General features: G+C 73.2%; 16 protein-coding genes. 6 read left to right on the top strand and 10 right to left on the bottom strand.

All coding sequences use genetic code 11. The features are described 5' to 3' along the window. Positions 1-88: 88 nt before the first annotated feature. From A4A78_RS13165 to A4A78_RS13155, 3 genes are read right to left on the bottom strand one after another with little or no spacing between them, the layout of a single operon-like run. Positions 89-1,741, bottom strand: a complete 1,653-nt coding sequence (locus A4A78_RS13165; protein WP_062950029.1) for a DUF5719 family protein — start codon at positions 1,739-1,741, stop codon at positions 89-91. Then, a complete protein-coding gene (locus tag A4A78_RS13160; RefSeq protein WP_062950027.1) occupies positions 1,734-5,084 on the bottom strand; it encodes a hypothetical protein in 3,351 nt (1,116 codons plus the stop codon). The genes A4A78_RS13165 and A4A78_RS13160 overlap by 8 nt, the downstream gene beginning before the upstream one ends. Positions 5,085-5,096: 12 nt before the next feature. Further along, complete coding sequence (locus A4A78_RS13155; protein ID WP_010549808.1) at positions 5,097-5,396, bottom strand: WhiB family transcriptional regulator; 300 nt, start codon at positions 5,394-5,396, stop codon at positions 5,097-5,099. Between the two features lie 279 nt (positions 5,397-5,675). Here A4A78_RS13155 and A4A78_RS13150 point away from each other — a divergent pair, with 279 nt between their 5' ends. Both A4A78_RS13150 and A4A78_RS13145 read left to right on the top strand, forming a co-directional pair. Next, positions 5,676-6,791: a coenzyme F420-0:L-glutamate ligase gene (locus tag A4A78_RS13150; RefSeq protein ID WP_062950025.1), complete on the top strand. Its 1,116-nt coding sequence runs from the start codon at positions 5,676-5,678 to the stop codon at positions 6,789-6,791. Beyond that, complete coding sequence (locus A4A78_RS13145; protein WP_062950023.1) at positions 6,788-7,507, top strand: TIGR03089 family protein; 720 nt, start codon at positions 6,788-6,790, stop codon at positions 7,505-7,507. The genes A4A78_RS13150 and A4A78_RS13145 overlap by 4 nt, the downstream gene beginning before the upstream one ends. A gap of 37 nt (positions 7,508-7,544) precedes the next feature. Here A4A78_RS13145 and A4A78_RS13140 read toward each other — a convergent pair whose 3' ends face one another. The 6 genes from A4A78_RS13140 to A4A78_RS13115 form a co-directional block, all read right to left on the bottom strand. Next, positions 7,545-8,315 carry an ABC transporter ATP-binding protein gene (locus A4A78_RS13140; RefSeq protein ID WP_082835337.1) on the bottom strand — a complete coding sequence of 257 codons (771 nt, stop codon included), beginning with the start codon at positions 8,313-8,315 and terminating at the stop codon, positions 7,545-7,547. 13 nt (positions 8,316-8,328) lie between these two features. Next, the gene (locus A4A78_RS13135) at positions 8,329-9,255 is read right to left on the bottom strand and encodes an ABC transporter permease (RefSeq protein ID WP_062950021.1); all 927 of its coding nucleotides are present in this window, start codon (positions 9,253-9,255) and stop codon (positions 8,329-8,331) included. Further along, positions 9,252-11,354, bottom strand: a complete 2,103-nt coding sequence (locus tag A4A78_RS13130) for a glycosyltransferase (RefSeq protein ID WP_062950019.1) — start codon at positions 11,352-11,354, stop codon at positions 9,252-9,254. The genes A4A78_RS13135 and A4A78_RS13130 overlap by 4 nt, the downstream gene beginning before the upstream one ends. A gap of 51 nt (positions 11,355-11,405) precedes the next feature. Next, positions 11,406-12,563 (bottom strand): UDP-galactopyranose mutase, encoded by a 1,158-nt coding sequence (gene glf / locus A4A78_RS13125; RefSeq protein ID WP_062950017.1) that lies wholly within the window; start codon positions 12,561-12,563, stop codon positions 11,406-11,408. Between the two features lie 111 nt (positions 12,564-12,674). After that, positions 12,675-13,622 (bottom strand): glycosyltransferase, encoded by a 948-nt coding sequence (locus A4A78_RS13120; RefSeq protein ID WP_062950015.1) that lies wholly within the window; start codon positions 13,620-13,622, stop codon positions 12,675-12,677. Next, positions 13,619-14,647, bottom strand: coding sequence for a glycosyltransferase (locus tag A4A78_RS13115; protein ID WP_062950013.1), 1,029 nt, complete (start codon positions 14,645-14,647; stop codon positions 13,619-13,621). The genes A4A78_RS13120 and A4A78_RS13115 overlap by 4 nt, the downstream gene beginning before the upstream one ends. A gap of 286 nt (positions 14,648-14,933) precedes the next feature. Here A4A78_RS13115 and A4A78_RS13110 point away from each other — a divergent pair, with 286 nt between their 5' ends. Further along, on the top strand, positions 14,934-16,265 hold the full coding sequence (locus A4A78_RS13110) for an LCP family protein (RefSeq protein WP_231881049.1): 1,332 nt from the start codon (positions 14,934-14,936) through the stop codon (positions 16,263-16,265). A 120-nt stretch (positions 16,266-16,385) separates the two neighbouring features. Here A4A78_RS13110 and A4A78_RS13105 read toward each other — a convergent pair whose 3' ends face one another. Next, positions 16,386-17,105 carry a glycosyltransferase family 2 protein gene (locus A4A78_RS13105; RefSeq protein WP_082835336.1) on the bottom strand — a complete coding sequence of 240 codons (720 nt, stop codon included), beginning with the start codon at positions 17,103-17,105 and terminating at the stop codon, positions 16,386-16,388. A 163-nt stretch (positions 17,106-17,268) separates the two neighbouring features. Between A4A78_RS13105 and A4A78_RS13100 the strand changes: the two genes are divergently transcribed. Genes A4A78_RS13100 through A4A78_RS13090 form a run of 3 tightly spaced genes read left to right on the top strand, consistent with a single transcriptional unit; the run spans position 17,269 to position 20,997 of the window. Further along, positions 17,269-18,594, top strand: a complete 1,326-nt coding sequence (locus A4A78_RS13100; RefSeq protein WP_062950011.1) for a nucleotide sugar dehydrogenase — start codon at positions 17,269-17,271, stop codon at positions 18,592-18,594. Positions 18,595-18,598: 4 nt separating this feature from the next. Further along, positions 18,599-19,021: a DUF2304 domain-containing protein gene (locus A4A78_RS13095; RefSeq protein ID WP_062950009.1), complete on the top strand. Its 423-nt coding sequence runs from the start codon at positions 18,599-18,601 to the stop codon at positions 19,019-19,021. Beyond that, positions 19,021-20,997, top strand: coding sequence for a DUF6541 family protein (locus A4A78_RS13090; protein ID WP_062950007.1), 1,977 nt, complete (start codon positions 19,021-19,023; stop codon positions 20,995-20,997). Before A4A78_RS13095 ends, A4A78_RS13090 begins: the two co-directional genes overlap by 1 nt. Positions 20,998-21,017 lie beyond the last annotated feature (20 nt).

The raw sequence follows: 21,017 nt of genomic DNA, 5'->3' as shown, positions 1-21,017 counted from the left end.
TCAGCCCGGGCGCTCCGCGCGGCTGTCGCGGACGGGCGGCCGCGGAGCGGCTGTCGCGGAGCGGCTGTCTCCGGACCGGGAGCGCCCCTCAGTCGGTGAGGACGACCGGGACGCTGTCGCCGTCGCCCGCGTCGGGCAGGACCGGCAGCGAGGAGAGCAGCACGCCGCCCGCCCCGTCGGACTGGCGCTGCGTCCAACTCGCGTGGACCGCGCCCGGCACCTCGGGCACGATCGACAGGGCCGCGGCGCCCTCCCCGCCGAGGCGGAGCTGCTCGTGGGTGAGGGTGCTGGTCGCGCCCGCGGCGAGGTCCACCGCGATCGGCTCCCCGGCCGCCCCATCGGCACCGATCGGGATCACGGAGGCCTCCGTGTCCTCGTCCGCGGTGAGGGTGAGGGCACCGGTCGCGCCCTGCCCCGGCAGGGCGCTGACCGCGTGGGTGCCGAGCGCCGGCGCGGGGGCGACGAGCGTGAAGTCCACCGGCGCGCCGACGGTGTCGCCGGGCAGGTCCTTGCCGGTGCGGGCGCTGCGGGTGACGGCGTCGAGCGGTCCGTCCGCGGAGACCTGCACCGCGTAGGTGCCGTCGGCGAGCCCCTCGAAGGCGGTGGGCACCACGGCGCCGGCGGGGACCTCGATCTGCGCGGGCGAGGCGCCCGAGACGGCGCCGTCCGCGCCCTGGACCTCGACGTCCGCGGTGACGGTGGAGCCCGAGGGGTTCGAGAGCACGAGGGTGGGCGCGGTGCCGGCGACGTCCACGCCCGGCATGACCAGCTCCTGCGCGGGGGCGGGCAGCGAATCGAGGATCTCGGCGCCGCCGGGGGTCAGCCCGTCCCGCTCGGTGGTCTGGACGTGCAGGGACAGGGGCGCGCCGAGCACGGAGACGTCCACGCCGACCGCTTCCTCCCCCGGCACCACGGACTCCAGCAGCACCCGCTCCTCGTCGCCCGGGGCGACGACGACCTGGCTGCGTCCCTCCATCGCCGCGGGCCCATCGGCGGTGCGCAGCTGGACCGAGGCGGTGGCGGGGCGGTCGGAGGGGTTGGAGAGCACGAGCACGGAGCTGTCCCCGGTCTGCGTGGAGACGCCGAGGAAGGACGCCTGGGTGGTCGGCTCCGCGCAGCGGGACATGGACAGGGAGCGGAAGTCCCCGGACGCGGTCCAGGTGCCCTGGACGGCGTCGGCGACGGGACGGCCGCCCTCGGAGGTCTGCGCCGTGGCCTGGGGTGCGGTGCGCACGTCCCGCAGGGTCTGCACGGCGATGCCGAGATCCGTCGAGGCGGCATCGCCGGGCAGCTCCTCGCCCTCGGCGTCCGCGGCCGTGATCGCGGGGGCGGGCACGGCGCCCTCGGCGTCCTGTCGGGTGCTGGATCCGCTCACCTCGCCGAACAGGACGGAGGACGCGGGCTCGGCCGCGACGGTGCGCAGGGAGACCGACGGGGTGGGCGGGGTGACCGCGAGCGCGGCGTCGCCGCCCGTCTGCAGCGCCTCGTCGGGCACCTGCAGCGGGCCGTGGCAGGCGAGGCTGCGGGGGCCGGGGCTCGCCGTGGCCCGGACGTGCTCGGCCGCGGCGGGCTCGCGGTCCGGGGCGACGGCGAGCGCCCCGCCGGCCAGCAGCAGGGGGACGATCGCGGCGACGCCCAGCAGCAGGCGGGCGGGCCGTCCGTGCGCGGCGCGGGCCCGTCCCGCCCCGCGGGCGGTCCCGGTGCGGTCCTCGGCCTCGGCCTCGGATGCGTGCTCAGCCATACATCTCCTCCGCGGTGCGGGTGCGGACCCGCCAGGGAATCGCGATCAGCGCGGTGGCCGCGGTCGCGCCGTACAGCAGCAGCTGCCAGAGCGGTCGGGCGGGCTGGTGACGGTGGATCTCGAGCTCTCCTCCGGCCCCGGCCGGGACGGTGAAGCCCTGCGCCCAGCCGTCGACCTCGACCGCGGCGAGCTCGGTGCCGTCGAGGCTCGCGCGCCAGTCCGTGTCGTGCCGCTCCGAGAGCACGACGGTGCGCTCCTCCTCGGCGGGGGCGATCTCGCCCTGCGCGTCCACGACCCCGCTGTCCAGGGCGATCGGCTCCTCGCCGCCGGCGACGACCGCGCGCGGCAGGGCGTCGATCACACGCCAGGTCCCGCCCTCGGAGCCTTCGGTGACCTTCTCGAGCAGCGGGGAGCTGTCCAGGGTGCTCATCAGCTCGGGCCGGCTCTCGCGGTCCCCGTGGACCACCACGTAGGCGATCGCGGGATGGGCGAGATTCGTGCCGTCCTCGGAACCGCCGGAGAGCATCGCCGCCACCTCCTCGCGCAGCGCGGCGGAGGCGGGATCGTCGTCGACGGGCGCGCCGGCCAGCGCCGACTCGACATGGCGGGCGTCGACGAGGGCGGAGTGCTGGATCACGGTGTCCTCGCCGTGGACCACGAGGCGGGCGGCGACCGCGCCGTCCTCGGCCTGGTCCAGCACAAGCACCCGGGAGCGGGCCTCGGTGCGGCCCTGGTCCGCGGCGGCCGCGGGCACCTCCCCGCCCTCCACGCGCCCGATCTGCAGCGCGCGGGGAAGCAGCGCCATCCCGCCGACGACGGTGAGGAGGCAGGCCGCAGCGGTGACGGCGCCGATCGCAGAGGTGAGCAGGCGCCTGAGACGCGAGTCGAGCTCCTGACGGCGGGCGAGGGTGTCGAAGGTCGCCGAGGCGCCGAGGGCGAGGCAGAGCAGGACCGCGCTGAGCAAGGCGTGCAGCGGCGGGGTCAGCACCTGCCCCTGGCCGACGGAGGTCCCGGTGGAGCGGGCCGCCAGCACGGCGAGCGCGCAGGCGGCGGCGGCGAGCAGGCTCATCCGGCCAGCCCGGCCGGCCGCACCGGCCAGCAGCGGGGAGACCAGGGCGCCGAGCACCACCGGCGCGACGGGCAGCAGCACCAGGAGCCCGGCGGCGTCCTCGCCAAGCATCCCGGCGAGCGGCGCGGCGAGGTCGGGGGCGACCGGCCACAGTCCCAGCAGGTCCCGGGCGCTCGCCTCGCCCGCCGAGGCGGGCACGCCGGCGACGGCCAGGAGGGTGCGGGGGTGGCCGAGGTAGGTGGGCAGGTAGGGCGCGTGGAGCGCGAGCGAGGGCAGGAGCACCCACAGCAGGCGCAGGCGCCGCCCGGGCGCGGCGATCGCGACCAGTGCGAGGGCCAGGGCGACGAGCAGCACCAGCACCGGCTGCACCGCCCCGATCACCAGCAGCAGCAGACCGCCCGCGGCGGCCGCGGAGACGGAGGCCTGGGAGACCTTGTGGGGCAGGCCGATCGCCCGCCCGACGGCGAGGGCCAGCAGCGGCAGCAGCACGTGCACGGCCAGCAGCGGCCACGCGCCGGCGGCGAGGGCGGTCAGGAGCGAGGGGGCGAGCGCCCACACGCAGGCGAGCACGAGGCGGGCGCCGACGGCGCGGGTGATCGCGCCGGAGGCCCACCAGGCGGCGACCGCCGCGGCGGGCACCGCGGCGAAGACCAGCACCTCGACGAGCAGGGAGCCGCTGCCGGGCAGGTGCCCGAGCAGGCGCACGAGCGGGTCGCCGGGACCGCGGTCCCCGAGTCCGCCCGGCACCCAGGTCGACCAGGCGGCGGCCCAGCGATCGGCGGCGGCCTCCGGCACGGCGCGCAGACCCGCGCCGGCGAGCTCGCCGCGGCCGAACAGGTTCCGCAGCGAGAACAGGCCCAGGATCGAGGCGCCGAGCACCACCACCGCGGTCCACACGATGTGGCGGCCGTAGTCGGCGTCGTCCAGCCCGTGCCGGGTCCCGGCGATGCCCCAGGTGGTGCGGCGGATCTGGCGGCGACGGTCGTCGTCGGCGAAGAGACGGGTGCCGACGTCGTCGATCCAGCGCCGCAGGCTCGCACCGCGCGGGAGGTAGAGCGGGGCGAGGCGTCGCCGCGGCACGCGGGCGCGCCGGCGGTCGCGGGCGCCGCGGCCGAGGACGCGCCGCATCCGCGGCAGGGCGGCGAGGACGGCGCGCAGCTCCATCAGCGCGGTGCGCGGCGCGGTTGCCGCGAGCGCCCCCGCCATCCGCAGGAGCGTCTCGAGCGGGAGGAGCAGGAGGGTGAGCAGCGCGTGCAGGAGCGGGCGGTGCTTGAGCACCGTGAGCAGGCGTCCGGTGCGCTGGTCCTGGAGGCGCTCGAGGACGGGCCGGGTGGGATGGGGGTGCAGGATCCGGGCGGCGGACTGCACCGCGACCCGCTCCCCGGAGCGCCACACGCGCTGGCACAGGTCGATCTCCGCCCAGGGGGCGGGGAGGTCGGGGTCCAGGCCCCCGAGCTCGCGCAGCGTCTGCTCGCGGATCAGCATGCCCGGCAGCGGCACGGCGAGGACGTCCTGGCGCCAGTCGGCCTGTCCCTGGTCGATCTCGCCGGGGTCCACGCCGGTGATGATGCGCCCGCCGTGGGTCAGGGTGATGCCGACGTCGACCATGGCGTCCGCGGACTCGGCGGTCTGCGGGAGGTCGGGGCCCGGCTCGGCATGGCGCACCCGCTTCGCCCCGACGACCGCGGTGGTCGGGGCCTGCCGGACGCTCTCGAGCTCGCGCTCGAGCGCGTCGAGGGAGGGGATCTCGGGGTCCTCGAGGAACCACAGCCAGCTCTCGGCGGGGGCGCCCTCGGCGAGGCCGGCGCGGCGGCCGCTGCGGGGCTCCTCCTCGCGCAGCCGCTCGGGCACGAGGGCGAGCGCCTCCGCGCGCTGGGTGCGCTCGCGCTCGAGGGCGTCGACGTCGACGGCGCGGGCGCGACGGCCGGCCCGACGCGTGGAGGGCTGCGCGGCGGGCTCCGGGGCGCCGACGGGGGCGAGGGTGCGCTCGTGCTGCGCGGCGAGAGCGTCGAGGGCCTCCGCGACGGCGGCCGCGCGGCCGGGGAGCGAGGGATCGGGGCGGGCGGGGACGTCGACGAGACGGTCCACCTCGCCCGAGGCGGTCAGGCTCTCGAGCGCGGCGCGCACGTCCTCGTCGAGATCGGAGGGTGCGGCGACCACCACCCGGTCCGGGAGTCGGGTCTGGGCGATCAGTGCTGCGTGGAGCGCATCGTGGGTTCCCGCGGTCGTCGCCCCGCTCAGCAGGACGACCGCGGTGACATGGCGCTCGTTCACCGGGTCAGGATGTCAGACCACCCGGCGCTTGAGCTTGCGTCGCTCGCGCTCGGAGAGACCGCCCCAGATGCCGAACCGCTCGTCGTTCTCGAGCGCGTACTCGAGGCACTCGGCGCGCACCTCGCAGGAGACGCACACCTTCTTCGCCTCGCGGGTCGAGCCACCCTTCTCGGGGAAGAACGCCTCCGGGTCCGTCTGCGCGCACAGGGCGCGCTCCTGCCAGCTCAGCTCTGCATCGTCGGAGTCCTGCCCGGCGAGGTCGAGCAGGGACAGCTCTGCACGCGCGTCGTCGTCGACTCGTTCCTCGTCCATGGCCACCACTCCTTCCACTGCTGTGTTGACCTGTCATGACCAGCGAAGGCCTCTTCCGGCCCCTAAAGTACACCGGTGTAGTTATGGTGCGTCAAGCGGCGTCGGCGCGTCGCGGAGCACATCACTGCGCGCACGGCCGTGCACGACACGGCGGTCGTCGCCCGCCGCTGCGACCCTCCGCATCCCGCGCCGCCGTTGCACATTCCGGGGCGACGCCGCCCCTCCGATCCCTCGACCCGGCTCCCCGCCCGCCGCAGGAGCCCGCCCCCGGGAGGCACCGTGACCACCACCCCGTCCCCGCCCGATCCCGCCGACGCTCCCTCTGCCGCGTACGCCCCGAGCGCTCCCCCGCCGCAGGTCAAAGTGCTGCCGCTGACCGTCCTCGGCGAGGTGCGCCAGGGCGCCGACCTCGCCGCCCTGCTCGCCGGGGCGCTCGCCCCGCTCGCCCCGCGCGAGGGGGACGTGCTGTGCGTCTCGACGAAGATCGTCTCCAAGGCCCTCGGCCTGCGGGTGAGCCCCGAGGAGCGGGACGCGGCGATCGATCGCGTCGCCGTGCGCACCGTCGCCCGCCGCCTCCACACCCGGGTGGTGACCTCGGTGGTCCAGATCCCCTCGGGCCCGGTGATGGCCGCCGCCGGGGTGGACGGCTCGAACGCGCCGGACGGTCCGCTGCTGCTGCCGGAGGACCCCGACGCCTGCGCCCGGGAGCTGCGCGAGGGCCTCGTCGCCCATCTCGGGGTCTCGATCGGGGTGGTGCTCACCGACACCTCCTCGCGGATCTGGCGGGTGGGGGTCTCCGACATCGCGCTCGGGGCAGCCGGGGTGACCTCGCTCGAGGACCTGCGCGGCGGGGTCGATGCCGACGGGCGGCCGCTGAGCGTCACCGTGCGGAACCTCGCCGATGAGCTCGCCGCCGCCGCGGACCTCGTCAAGGGCAAGGTGAGCGGGATCCCGGCCGCGCTCGTGCGCGGGGTCCCCGGGGCGACCGGCGTCGACGTCCCGGCCCGGGAGCTCTCGCGCACCGGGACCGACGACTGGTTCCGCCGGCCGAGCCTGGAGTCGGTGTGGGTGGCCCTCGGCCTCGCCCCGGAGCAGGAGCCGATCGCGCGGATGTCCCCGGAGCCGGCCGAGGAGCGGATCGCCCGGGCGCTCGAGGTCGCCGCGCTCCCCCGCCCCGGCGCCGCCCCGTTCCGCTCCCGGGCCGCCGCGGTCCGGGACCGCACAGGGTCGACGCATATCGTGGTCGAGCGGGCGGATGCCTCCGCCGCCGCGCTCGCGGACGCCGCGACACTGGCCGAGCGGGTGCGCACCGCGCTCGGCGCCGAGTCCCTCGGCGAGGAGCTGCCCGAGGTGCCCGTGCTGATCGTCCCCGATCCCGAGGAGGACCCCCGATGACCTCGTCCCCGACGCCCGACCCCGCGACGACGGGCCGTGCACTGCTCGCGGCGCTCGAGGCGCTCGGCCCCACGCCGGCGCTCGCCTGGTACGGCGAGGCGTCCCGGATCGAGCTGTCCGGGCACGTGCTCGCCAACTGGGTCATCAAGGCGATCGGGCATCTGCATGACGAGGTCGCGCTCGAGGGCGGCGACACGGTGGTCCTGGACCTCGCCCCGCACTGGAAGCGGCTGGTCCTCGCGCTCGCGACCTGGTCCCTCGGGGGCGAAGTCGTGCTGCTGCCGCGGACCGGGGCGGAGGATCCATGGGCCGACGACGCCGCGGCCGCGCTGCCGGGCGGCGTCGAGGACCCGCGCGTGGTGGTCACCGACCGTCCGGACTCCGCGCTCGCGGACACGGCCGACGAGGTGCTCGCCGTGCAGGGGGTCTCCCTCGCGCCCCGCTACGACGGGGAGCTGCCGCCGCTGGTGCGGGACTGGCTGGTCGAGGTGCGGGGCAGCTCGGACCGGCTCGGCGTGGTGCTGCCCGCCTGGAGCGGCCCCGTCCCCGCCCCGGGAACGGGTGACGGCGCACCCCGGCTGCTCGTGGCCGGAGACGGGCTCGAGGCCGCGTCCCGTGTGCTCGGCGCCTTCCTCGCGGGCGGCGGGATCGTCGGCCCCGCGGAGGCGGTCACCCCGGAGCGCGCCGAGGTCGAGGGCGTCACCGACCGGAGCTGAGCCGCCGCCCCGGTCGGGACACGGCGGCGGGCGGGGCTCAGCTCGCGCGGAGCGTCGCGATGGCCTCGGTGGGGTCGCCGTCGAAGACGGTGCGGCCCTTGCGCAGCACGACGATGCGGGTGCAGAGCTTCTCGAGCATCTCCAGCTCGTGGGAGACCACGACCATGGTGCGCCCGGCCTTCTGCAGCTCCCGGATCCGCTCCAGGCACTTCTTCTGGAAGGGCTCGTCGCCGACGGAGAGGATCTCGTCGACCAGGAAGATGTCCGGCTCGGTGTGCACCGCGACGGAGAAGGCCAGCCGCAGGAACATGCCCGAGCTGTAGTACTTCACGTCGGTGTCGATGAACTCCTCGATCTCGCTGAACGCGACGATCTCGTCGAACTTCGCATCGATCTGCTCGCGGGTCATGCCGAGGATCGCGCCGTTGAGGTAGACGTTCTCCCGCCCGGAGAGGTCGGGGTGAAAGCCGGCGCCCACCTCGATCAGGCCGGCGACCCGGCCGCGCAGCAGCACCCGTCCCCGGTCGGGGAAGAGCACCCCGGAGATCGTCTTCAGCAGGGTCGACTTCCCGGAGCCGTTGAAGCCGATCAGGCCCACGGTCTCCCCCGCGTGGACGGTGAGGTCCACGTCGTCGAGGGCCAGGAAGGTGTCGGCGAGCTTCTTGCGCTGCAGCGCGGAGAACACCAGCTCTTTCAGGGAGTGGTCGTGGCGCAGGGAGAACTGCTTGGTCACGTGCTCGATCCGCACCATCTCGCGGTCGGTGGGGCGTGCGGCGGACTCGGGCACGGCGTCGATGTTCGGGCTCATCCTTGTCCTCCCCTCACAGTTCCTGGGCGAAGCGCCGCTTGGAGCGCTCGAAGACCACGGTGCCGATCACGAAGGTGGCCACGGCGATGAGCAGTCCCGCCCACCACAGGCCGTAGGGCTCCTGCGGGGACAGCAGCGAGGGGTCGACGGTCGCGCGCTCGACGACGTCGGGGCTGTAGCGCCAGAACGCGACGTGGAACAGCTCCACCACGATCGTCAGCGGGTTCAGCTGGTACAGCCAGAACCAGATCGTGCCGCCGATCGACTCCTCCACCATCGAGACGCGGTACAGCACCGGGGAGAGCCAGGTGGCGACCATGACGATGAGGTCCACGAAGTTCTCCACGTCGCGGAAGGCCGCGTTCAGCGCCGCGGTGATCATCCCCAGCCCCATCGTGAAGACCAGCAGGATCGCCATGCCGAGCACGAAGGCGAGCGCCGCCGTCGGCGAGGGCAGCCAGCCGAACAGCAGCGCGCCCACGATCAGCACCAGCAGCTGCGGCAGGAAGTGCACCAGCGCCACGATCATGCTCGACCAGGGGAACAGCTGGCTGGGCAGGTAGATCTTCGAGACCAGCGCCTGGTTGCCCGTGATCGAGCGGGTGGCGTTGCCGAACACCTCGCCGAAGAGGTTCACCACGACGATGCCGCTGAACAGGTACACCGCATAGGCCGGGGTGTCCCGCTGGAGCTGCAGGAAGACGCCGAGGGCGATGTAGAAGGTGATGAACTGGACCGCGGGCTTCACGTAGCTCCACAGCATCCCCAGCGCGCTGCCGCGGTAGCGGACGCGCAGCTCCTTGCGCACCAGCAGGCGCAGCAGGAACCGCTCCGTGACCGGGTTCAGCCAGCCGGCGTCCTGTCCGGGCGCGCGCCAGCCCTCGGCCTCCTCGGCCCGGGTGGGGAGCTGGCCCGCCCGCGTGCGGGGGGCCTCGCTCACGCCGAGGTGCTCCCGCCGCTCGCGCCGCTGCCGGCCGTGCCCGTGCCCGCGGCGCGGTCCTTCTCGCGCACCGGGGCGGGGTTCTCCGCGAAGGTCCGCTCCCACGCCTCGAAGGAGGTGATCCGGCCGGCGGACTCGCGGTACTGCGCGGCCAGCTCGTTCCAGCGGCGGTGGAGGTCCAGGTGCGCGGTCACGGCCTGGGCGAGCTTGTCCCGCACCTGCTTGGGATCGCGCTTGTACCAGGCGACCTGGGTGCCCTCGGCGTTCGAGACCAGCGCGCTGTCGTAGGCCGACAGGCGCCACCACTTCGCGTCCAGGTGCGGCACGACCGCCTGCGGGTTCTCGTCCGCGCGGGGCGAGGTGGGCTTCAGCAGCTGCTTGGCCAGCGTCTTCGCCGTCCACACCGGGAGCATGTAGCGGTGCGGCTGGGTGAAGGGGCGGCCCTTGCGCGGCGGCTTGTCCATGTGGACGGGCGGGTAGGAGTCCTGGTCCTTCTTCGCGCTCGCGTCGGCGAAGTCGGAGGCCATGGCGCGGATCTCGGGCAGCTTCGTGCCGATCGAGGGGTGGAGCGCGTCGGGGCCCTCGAGCACGTCGCGCTGGGCCATCAGGCGCCCCGCCTCGGTGTAGTACTGCATCGAGATGAGGTGCTTGACGTCCATGAACTGCGACTCGCGCACCACGCGGCCGCCGCGGGGGTAGGGCGAGTGCAGCAGCGCGGTGATGATGCGGTTGCGCTCGTGGAAGTAGGCCTGCCAGCCCACCAGGTCGTCCTTGTCCACCCAGCTCATGTGCCACACGCCCGCGCCGGGCAGGGACACGGTCGGGTAGCCCGCCTTCTTGGCGCGCAGACCGTACTCGGCGTCGTCCCACTTGATGAACACCGGCAGGCTCAGCCCGATGGCGCGCACCGTCTCGGTGGGGATCAGGCAGGACCACCAGCCGTTGTAGTCCACGTCGGCGCGGCGGTGGAGCCACGGGGTGGAGCGCAGCGGCTCGGCGGAGAAGTCGTGGCCCAGCTGGCCCTCGGTGTTCGCCAGCGCCGGCTGGATCCGCCAGGGGTTCACGACCTCGCCGAAGGTGTGCAGCACGCTGCGGTTGTTGAGGTCGAACATGTGGGCGCCGACGAGGGTGGGCCGGGTGGCGAAGTCCGCGAAGGTCACCAGGCGCACGAGCGTCTCGGGCTCGAGCACGATGTCGTCGTCGCAGTTGATCACGTAGGTGGAGGTGCCGTTGGTGGACGCCTCGTACATGCCGCGGGAGAAGCCGCCGGAGCCGCCGATGTTGCCCTGCTCGATGATGCGCAGCTGCTCGCCGAGCTCCGCCTGGAGCGGGGCGAGGTCCTCGGGGTGGTCGCCGAGGCGGTCCGCGCCCTGGTCCACGATGTACATCACGTCGAGCTTCTCGCGCAGGTCGGGGTTCTCCGCGACGGTGGCGATGTTGTCGAGCACGTAGTCGACCTTGTTCATCGTCGTCATGGCGATGGAGAAGGTGCCGTCGGTGCGGGCGAGGTCCGCATCGGCCGTCCACTCGGCGCCGATGATGGTGAGGTCCTCGGCGCCGGCGTAGGCGTCGAACCAGTACCAGCCGCCGTCGCCGAAGGCGGTCAGCGGCAGCTCGAAGACGGTCTCGCCGGTGCCGGTGACGCTCACCGAGTCGTGGCGCTGCAGGCTGCCGCGCGCCGTGGAGCGCATGACGACCAGGGTGCCGGAGCCGGCGGTGCGCACCACGAGCCGCAGCGCGCGCACCGGGGTCCAGCGCCGCCAGTAGCTGGCGGGGAAGGCGTTGAAGTAGGTGCCGAAGGACCGCATGGACTGCGCGGGGATCCGCACGGAGTGCCGGTCGCTGAGCTCGCTGACGTCGACGGAGGCCGCGCTCGCGGCGGGCTGTCCGGAGGCCCCGGAGTCGGACGAGTCGCCGCCGCCGAGGCCGAAGGCGCTGCCGCTCGCGCCGGAGCGCGCGTCGGAGGCCTCGATGTACAGCGGGGCGATGTCGGGGGACGCCTCGGTGGGCAGGATCAGGCGCTGCAGCACGCGCTGCGGCGCGGTCGTCTCGGGCGCGGCGTTCTCGGGGGTTGCCGTGGCGGCAGGGGTGGCGTTCATGGTGCTCCTCGTCGGCGGTCGTCTCGGGCCCCGCGCTGCGGGGCGGTCGGGTCAGCCCCGCAGCAGGTCGGGCAGCTTGTTGTCGGCCATGGACAGGGCGGAGCCGATGGCCATGTGCATGTCGAGGTACTGGTAGGTGCCCAGGCGCCCGCCGAACAGGGTGCGGGGCTCGACCTCGGCCCGCTTGCGGTACTCGAGCAGCCGCTCGCGGTCGGCGCCGGAGTTGATCGGGTAGTACGGCTCGTCGCCGGACTCGGCGAAGCGGGAGTACTCGCGCTGGATGACGGTCGCGTCCTTGGTGTAGTCGCGCTCGGGGTGGAAGTGGCGCGGCTCGATGATGCGGGTGTAGGGCACCTCAGCATCGGCGTAGTTCATGACGGAGGTGCCCTGGAAGTCGCCGACCTCCAGGTGCTCGGTCTCCAGGTCGATGGTGCGCCAGCCGAGCTCGCCCAGGTCGTGGTCGAAGTACCGGTCCACCGGGCCGGTGTAGACCACCGGCAGGTTCCCGCGCACCGCATCGCGGTTCAGCGGCTGGGAGGTGTCGAAGTAGTCGGTGTCCAGGCGCACGTCGATGTCCGGGTGGTCCGCCATCCGCTCGAGCCACGCGGTGTAGCCGTCGGTGGGCAGGCCCTCGTGGGTGTCGTTGAAGTAGCGGTTGTCGTAGGTGTACCGCACCGGGAGGCGGGAGATGATCGAGGCGGGCAGGTCCTTGGGATCGGTCTGCCACTGCTTGCCGGTGTAGTTCTTGATGAACGCCTCGTACAGGGGGCGGCCGATCAGGGAGATGCCCTTGTCGTTGAGGTTCTCGGGGTCCTTGCCGGCGAGCTCCCCGGCCTGCTCCGCGATCAGGGCGCGCGCCTCGTCGGGCGTGTAGGCGGCCTGGAAGAACTGGTTGACGGTGCCGAGGTTGATCGGCATCGGGTACACCACGCCCTGGTGGGTCGTGTACACCTTGTGCTGGTAGCCGGTGAAGCTCGTGAAGCGGTTGACGTACTCCCACACCCGGTCGTTCGAGGTGTGGAAGAGGTGGGCCCCGTACTTGTGGACCTCGATGCCGGTCTGCGGGTCGGCCTCGGAGTAGGCGTTGCCGCCGATGTGGGAGCGGCGGTCGATGATGGTCACCTTCGCGCCGTGCTCGGCCACCGCGCGCTCCGCGATGGTCAGGCCGAACAGGCCGGAGCCGACGATCAGGAGGTCAGGAGTCGACACAGGGGGTCCTTTCGATGCTGGCGGGTTCTCCGCCGGGGACTCGATCACAGTAGCGGAGGCGCGACCGGGGGACGGCTCCCCGCCTCGGCGCGCCGGAGCGTGTGGCAGTGGTCATGCGGCGCGGCCGTCGTGCTCGACGAAGCGCCGGTAGGCCAGGCGGCGCGCCCATCCCGGGGCGAGGCGGTAGACGCCCCGCTCCCCCAGGTTGCGCAGGAAGCCGGTGGGGGTGGTCACGCGGTCCATCACGAAGCGGCGCTGCAGGCGCAGGTCGCTCGCGAAGAGCCGCCAGCCGCCGCGACGGGCGAAGAGGTGCTCGTCCACGCGGTAGTCCACGAGCACGTCCGGGAGGTTCGCCATCCGCGCCCCGCCCAGCATCATCCGCTCCCAGAGCCAGTAGTCCTCCAGCAGCGGCAGGTCGCGGTAGCCGCCGACGGCGAGCACCGTGGAGCGGCGCAGCACCATCGTGGGGTGGTGGAAGGGGCTGTGGCGCGGGAGATAGGCGGTGATCTCGGCGTGGGTCAGGGGCCGTGTGCGCAGCGGTCCCTGCCCGGGGGCGACGCGATCGCTGAACTCGCGCATCGCCCCGCCCAGGAGGTCGAGGCGGTCGCGCCGCATCCGCGGGATCTGGAGGGCGAAGCGCTCGGGGCGGCACAGGTCGTCGGCGTCGGCCCGGGCGACGAGCTCGTACGGGGAGGCCTCGAGACCGTCCTGGAGCGCGGCCGCGACCCCGCGATGGGCGCTGTGGCGCAGCACGGTCGCCGGGCCGTGGGCCCCGGCCTCCACGCGCTCCACCAGCGCCTCCAGCGGGGCGGGCAGCGGCCCGTCGACCGTGAGGATCAGCAGGTCGGGGCGGAGCTGCTGCGACTCGGTGGCGGAGACGATCGCCTGTCGGACCCGGTCCGGCCGGTCCTTCGCCCACAGCGGCATGAGCACCGCGAAGGGCTCGGCGCCCTCGACCCCTCCCGCGGGGCGGGCGGGTGCCTCGGCCTCGGGGCGGCGGGCGGACGGCTCTCCTCCTCCGCCGCCGACGGGCGGGGCGGACCGTGCGGGATCGGTCACCGGCCGGCCGCCCGTTCGATCGCGCGCACGTCCGCGGCGGCCTCGCCGTCCGCGGCGAGCACCGCCGCGGAGGGGCGGGGGCCGCGACGCAGCGCCGCGAGCACGCCGCGCAGGCCCACCCCGGCCACGTCGCCGCGGTGGCGGGCGAGCACGCCGAGCCAGCCGAGCGCGGTGCGCCCGCCGTGCAGCACCCGCTCGAGCGGGGTGAAGGAGTCGGTGCGCAGCAGCGCCCACAGGCGGTTGCGCACGTCGTAGTAGAAGCGGCTGCCGGGGCTCGTCTGCGCGTTGCCGAAGCGGGCGGTGCGGTGCTCGACGACGGAGGACGGCACCTGCAGCCCGCGGCCGTGGCGCAGCAGGCGCCCGGTGTGCTCGAAGTCGTCGGACCAGATGAAGTAGTCCGCGTGGGGCAGGCCGAGACGGCGCACGTCTTGACCGTTCAGCAGCGCGGAGACGTAGCTGGCGGTGCGGATGGGGCGGCCGCCGGCGCGGGCGGCGTCGCGCTTCTCGCGGGAGCTCGCGCCGAGGCGGGTGCGCTGGGTGTTCATCGGGTGATCGCGGCCGTCGGTCCACACCGCGCGGGAGCTCAGCACGCTCAGCCGCACCGGCGAGCTGCCGAGGGCCTCCAGCAGCGCGGCGAGCGCGCCCGGCCGCGGCACCGTGTCGTCGTCCATCACCCACACCCAGTCCGCGTCGTGGCGCACGAGCGCGCGGGCGATCCCGGCGGCGAAGCCGCCCGCTCCGCCGACGTTGCGGTGCAGGTGGACCACGTCGGCGCCGAGCGGGTGCTCGTCGGCCACGCGGCCGCTGGCGTCGGTGGAGGCGTTGTCGATCACGACGACCGCATCGGGCCGGCGGTCCTGCGCAGCGAGGCCGTCGAGGCACTGGGCGAGCAGCTGCTCGCGGTTGTAGGTGACGACCACGGCGACGACGCGCTCGCTGAGCGCCTCGGGGTGGGCGGCGGCCTCGACGTGGCCGGGCCGGCCGACGGTCGAACGGGTCTCGTCCGCGGGTGCGGTGTCGCTCACTGCGCCTCCTGCTGGGGGTTCCGTGCCGCCTGCGCGGCGCGACCCCAGTGTACGGAGGCGCCGCCTCCCCTCCGCGACGGGGCGGGGGACGGAGCTGTGAAGGTTCTCGGGAGGTTCTCCGAATCCTGGCCCGCTCCCCCGCGCCCCTCGGGCGAGTCGGCCGCCGCGCCCGCTACTCTGGCGAGCGCCGCAGGCCCGGAGCACCCCACCGAGCACTCTCCCCATGCCCGGATCCGATCTGCCGCAGACCGCCGGGAACAGGATCCCGGCCGGGAAGGAGACCGCTGTGAGCGACCAGCAGCCGCCCCGCTCCCCGCGTCCGGGCGGGCCCCGCCGTCCCAGCGGGCACCGGGCCCGTGCCGGAGGCAGCGCCCGTGCGGTGCCGCGCCGCGCCGAAGGCGCCCCCGCTCCGCGCCCCCGCGGCGAGGGCCAGGTGCCCTACCGCACCTCCGGACACGCAGACCGGGCCGGCGGCCCGGGCCGCAGTGGCGGTGCCGCAGGTCCGGCGCCCACCCGTCCCCTGCCGCGCGTCGAGGCGTCCACGGGTGCGGGCGGTCCCGGGGAGCATCCCGAGGACGCTCGCGCCGGAGCGTGGGGCGAGGAGCCGCAGCCCGGGCACGACGGCCGCGGACACGGCGGCCCTGCCGGGCCCGGCGGTCCGCCGCGCACCCGGCGTCGCCGTGCCCGGATCCCGCGCCCGATGCGGCTCGGCGCGACCCTCGCGGTGCTGCTGCTGGTGATCGTGCTGGGCTGGGGCGCGGGTCTCACCCTCTGGTCGAACAGCCGGATCGAGCACGTCGACGCGCTGTCCGAGGCGGAGAACACGCCCGGGACCACCTATCTCATCGCCGGCTCCGACAAGCGCGACGGCGAGGCCGTGAACGCCGACGGCACCGAGGGCGCCCGCACCGACACGATCATGCTCCTGCACAAGGCGCGGGGCGGGAAGAGCTACCTGATCTCGCTGCCCCGCGACACGCTCGTGGACATCCCCGGGTACGGCGGGTACAAGCTCAACGCCGCCTACTCCCTCGGCGGCGCTCCCCTGCTGGTCGAGACCGTCGAGGAGTTCACGGGGCTGACCATCGACCACTACGTCGAGATCGGCTTCGACGGCGTCTCGCAGGTGGTCGACGCGGTCGGCCACGTGAACCTGTGCATCGACCAGGACGTGGACGACGAGAAGTCGGGGCTGAAGATGACGGAGGGCTGCCATGACGTGGGCGGCGAGCAGGCCCTCGCCTTCGTGCGCGCCCGCTACTTCGACCCGACCGCGGACATCGGCCGCCAGGCCCGCCAGCAGCAGTTCGTCTCCGCGCTGATGGACCGCGCCACCTCCCCCGCCGTGCTGCTGAACCCGATCACGCAGGTGCGGCTCGCGGGCGCCGGCTCCGGCGCGCTGACCACCAGCGACGGCACCGGCATCGTGGACGTGGCCCGGATGGCGCTGACCGCCCGCTCCGCGATGGGCTCGGGCTCGCTGTCGATCCCGATCGAGGATCCCGAGTACCAGACCAACAACTCCGGCGTCGCGATCCTCACCGACGACGAGGACATCAGGGCGTTCTTCGAGTCGGTGGCCGACGGCACGGCCGAGCCCGCGCCGACGGAGGGATGAGCGCGGGGCGCCGAGGAGCGCCCTTTACGACGAGGAGCGGTCGACGGTCCCGGGGGACGTCGGCCGCTCCTCTGTCGCGGGTCCGTGCGGGCCGGAGCCGCGCCTCGTGGGGCGCCCGACTCAGCGGAAGAACATGTCGATGACGATGTTCACGGAGTTGAGCACCGACTGCCCCTTCGAGCGGGAGTAGTCGGTGTAGAGGATGTGCACCGGGTGCTCGGCGACGGTGAGCTTGTGACGGCCGATCTCCTCGACGATCTCGGAGGCGTGCGCCATCCGGTTCTGCTCGATGGCGATCTTCTCGCAGGCCTCACGGCCCAGGACCCGAAGCCCGTTGTGGGCGTCGGTGAGCCTCACGCCCGAGGTGAGATTCGTGTACCAGACCGCTCCGCGCAGGACCATGCGCTTGAGGAGGCCGGGCTTGGTGCGGGTGTCAAGGAACCGGGAGCCGAGCACGATGTCCACGCCTTCCGCGTCGCGCTTGGCGATCATGGCGGCGGCATCATCGACCTGGTGCTGGCCGTCCGAGTCGAAGGTCACCACCTGACGCATCGCAGGGTCCCGGAGGGCGTAGTCGATTCCGGTCTTGAGCGCGGCGCCCTGGCCCATGTTGTAGGGGTGACGCACCACGGCGGCCCCGGCCTCCGCGGCGATCCGCGCGGAGTCGTCCATGCTGCCGTCGTCCACGCAGACGACCAGGGGATACCGCTGACGCAGATCCCGGATGACATCCCCTACGACCTCACCCTCGTTGAACAGCGGCACGACGAACCACGTGGAGTCGGCGCCGGGGGACGCCGGGGAGGCCTCCTCGCCGGGGATGGGCTCGGTCGTGCTCACGGGCTCTCCTTCTGGGGTGCCGGACGGTGGACGGGCGCCTTTCGCGCGGCGGCGCGGGAGGCGGTTCCCGGACGGCGGATGACGATACCCTGTCACGGTGGACCGCTCCTGGTGGTCATCGACGCGCATGCGGCACCCGCGAGGTGCCTCACGAGGAGGAAATGTGAAGACTGCAGTTGTCGCCCTGGGGAAGATCGGGCTCCCGCTCGCGGTGCAGTTCGCCGACGCAGGTCACGAGGTCATCGGTGTGGACGTGAACCCGCGCCAGGTCGAGCTGATCAACCAGGGGACCGAGCCCTTCCCCGGCGAGGCGCACCTGCAGGAGAAGCTCTCCGAGCTGGTCCCCGCCGGCAAGCTGCGGGCGACCACCGACTACGCCGAGGCGATCCCCGGCGCGGACGCGATCGTGATCGTCGTCCCGCTGTTCGTGAACGATGCCACGTGGGAGCCGGACTTCGCGTGGATGGACGCGGCGACCCGTTCGCTGGCCGAGCACATCACCCCCGGCACCCTCGTCTCCTACGAGACCACCCTGCCCGTGGGCACTCTGCGCACCCGTTTCGTGCCGATGATCGAGGAGATCTCCGGGCTGAAGGAGTCGGACGACTTCTTCGCCGTCTTCTCCCCCGAGCGCGTACTCACCGGTCGCGTCTTCGAGGACCTGCGCAAGTACCCCAAGCTCATCGGCGCGCTGACCGAGGAGGGCACCCGCCGCGCCCGCGAGTTCTACGAATCCGCCCTCGAGTTCGACGAGCGCCCTGAGCTGAACCAGCCCAACGGCGTGTGGGACCTCGGCTCCCCTGAGGCCTCGGAGCTCGCGAAGCTCGCCGAGACGACCTATCGCGACGTGAACATCGCGCTGGCGAACGAGTTCGCGCTGTTCGCGCAGGATCACGGCATCGACGTGTACAAGGTGATCGAGGCCTCGAACTCGCAGCCCTACTCGCACATCCACCAGCCGGGCATCGCCGTGGGCGGGCACTGCATCCCCGTCTACCCGCGCCTGTACCTCTCGGGGGATCCGAACGCGACCACGGTGCGCACCGCACGCCAGCTGAACGCATCGGTTCCCGCCTTCCTCGTGGAGCGCGCGGCGAGCCTGCTCGGCTCCCTGAAGGGCCTGAAGGCCGTGGTGCTCGGCGCCTCCTACCGCACCGGGGTGAAGGAGACCGCGTTCTCCGGCGTGTTCCCGGTGGTCGACGCGCTGCGCGAGCACGGCGCCGAGGTCGCGGTGCACGACACCTACTACGACGACGAGGAGATCCGCGGCTTCGGCTGGGATCCCTACACGATCGGCGACGCCGCGGACCTCGTGATCGTCCAGACCAACCACCCCGAGTACCGCGAGCTCGCGGCGAGCGACGTGCCCGGCGTGAAGCTCGTCGTGGACGGACGCAACATCACCACCGCCGAGAACTGGTCCGGCACGCCCCGCCTCGTCCTCGGCGACGGCTCCGCCGCCACTCACCAGCAGGCGGAGGAGGCCTGAGCCTATGCACGGTCTCGATCAGTTGATCTCCCTGGGCCCCGCCCTCGGGGTGGGCAGCCGCACCTTCATCATCCAGCTCGCTCTCGTATTGGGCATCGTGGTGATCGTGGCGTGGCTGTTCATGAAGCGCGGTGCGAAGCAGCTGGCGGTGCGCCGTCTGCTGATCATCGCCTTCGCCGTGTTCGCCGTGCTGACGGTGCTGTTCCCGGGAATGCTCACGCGGGTCGCCAATATCGTGGGGGTCGGCCGAGGCGCGGACCTCCTGCTCTATGCGACGGTGCTCGTGCTGCTGGGCTTCCTGGCCCTGCAGGAGGCGCGGACGAAGGCGGCGGAGAAGCGGACCACGTATCTCGCCAGGCGACTGGCACTCGACGAGGCCGAGCAGCCCGTCAGGTTCCGCGAACGGTCCATGCCCGGCCCCGAGTGATGGGTGACGTCTTCCAGCTCCTGCTGACCATCCTGCTGGTTCTCACCGCGGCGTATGCCCCGGGTTTCGTCGCGGTGCGGATCCTCGGAGGTTCCCGGCTCTTGGCTGCCGCGCTCGCTCCCGCCCTGGGCGCCATGATCGCCGGGGGCTTCGCGGTCGTCGCGGCGATGGTCGGCGTTCGCTGGTCGCTCATGCCTTTCACCGTCGGCGCGCTCCTCGTGATCGCTGCCGCCTACTGCCTACGACGATGCGGGGTGTCGCTTCCTCGGACTGCTGTCCTCGACGGCCTGCTGTCGCCGCGTGGATCGGTGCCCGGCGCGCGCTTGTGGCTGATCGGGGCGGTCACCATCGCCGTGGCTCCGATCGCCTTGCACGCCGGTCGACCCGACGCGGTCCTCGAACGATGGGACACCCTCTACCATCTCTCGGCACTCGCCAGAGTGCGAGAGAGCGGCACCGCGTCGAGTTTCGATCTGGGTTCCGTCTCCAATTCGGCGGGGACGCCGACGGTGTACCCCGCGGGTTTTCATGCCCTTGCTTCCGTCGTGCCCGGAGTGGACATCCCCATAATGCTCAACGGTGCTGTGCTCGCACTCGCCGTCGTTCCGTGGATCGGAGGAACCGCACTCCTCGCCCGAGCACTCTTCCCCCGGGTGCCATGGGCCCCTTTCGCCGCCGCAACCGTGGCGGCTCTTGTCCCGGCGAGTCCCTTGAACCTGGGGGTCCATCTCTCCCCGCTCCCCAACCTCAGCGGCTTCGCCGTCCTCCCCGGCACTATTGCGGCCGCAGCGGCGCTGTGGGGAGAATTGACCCGCGCCGAGCGCACCGGCAGCCAGCGGTCCTTCTCGGCACGCACTGTGACCGCGAGCATGCTCGCGGTCGGGATGGCCGTCCTCGGACTCGGCTTCCTGCATCCCAACGTGGCGGTGACCGCGATGCTGCTCCTGGCCGTGCTCAGCGCGAGTACGGTGATCCGCGGGCTGAATGAGCACCCCTGGTCGCTCGCGGTGCCGCTGCTGGCGCTGGCTCCGGTGGCGCTCCTGATCTACACCCCGCTCGGAGACAAAGTGACCGAGTTCAGCGGCGGTCTGCAGGTGCCGTGGTGGTCGGCGCTCGGAGAGGTCGCTCTCGGCCTGCTCACGGTCTGGCCGATGGTCCTTGGGACCTTCCTCGCCTTCCTCTGGTGGCCGGGGCTACTCACGTCGTTCCGTTCCCCGTACAGGTGGATCGGGTGGTCCTGGGTTCTGTTCGCCGCCATCTATATCGATGCGGCGCTCGATTCCCCCTTGAACCTCTCGATCCTCTACTACCGCGGCCAGGATCGTGTCTCCCTCCCCTTGACGATGGTCACGACCGTCCTCGTCGTGCCGGGGCTGCAGTGGTGGTGGAGGAGGCTCCCCGCGCGCTGGCGCGAGCGACGGTCACCGCGCGAGGGCGGTGCCCGGGTCACCGCACCGGGTACGGCAGGGGCCGTGGTGCTCACCATCGTGTGCATCGCAATCACAGTGAGCTCCCTGCCCGCGCGCTCCGACAACGCGGCGAAGAACCTTGACTCCGAGTACCCCGGACGTCCCCGGTTCCTCCAGGAGGACGAGCTCGCCGCGTGGAAGCGCGTCGCCCCTGAGATGGATCCCTCCCTCCGCGTGATCTCGAGCCCGTTCACCGGAGCGTCACACATGTACGCGCTCGCGGGACAGCAGGTGCACTTCCCCGTGGCCGGGGTGACCGTTTCGGACGTGGACAGGAATCTCATCTGGAGCGTCCCGCTGGCGGCAGAGGACCCTGTGTACTGCCAGAGCCTCGTCGTCGACCATGGCATCGGGTACGTCTACCAGGACCGCACGCCCTACGCGTACGACAGCACCTTCTCCCCTTTGGACGAGGCCGGTCCGGAACTCGGCAAGGTTCTCTTCGAGACCGACCACTCGCGCCTGATAGAGATCCGATGCACGACAGTGGATGACCTGAATGGCTGAGAACCGAGCGACAGCACCCC

The organism is Brachybacterium sp. sponge (genome assembly GCF_001613775.1).
Taxonomy (GTDB): Bacteria; Actinomycetota; Actinomycetes; order Actinomycetales; family Dermabacteraceae; genus Brachybacterium; species Brachybacterium conglomeratum.
This window is presented reverse-complemented; position numbering and strand designations above follow the sequence as displayed.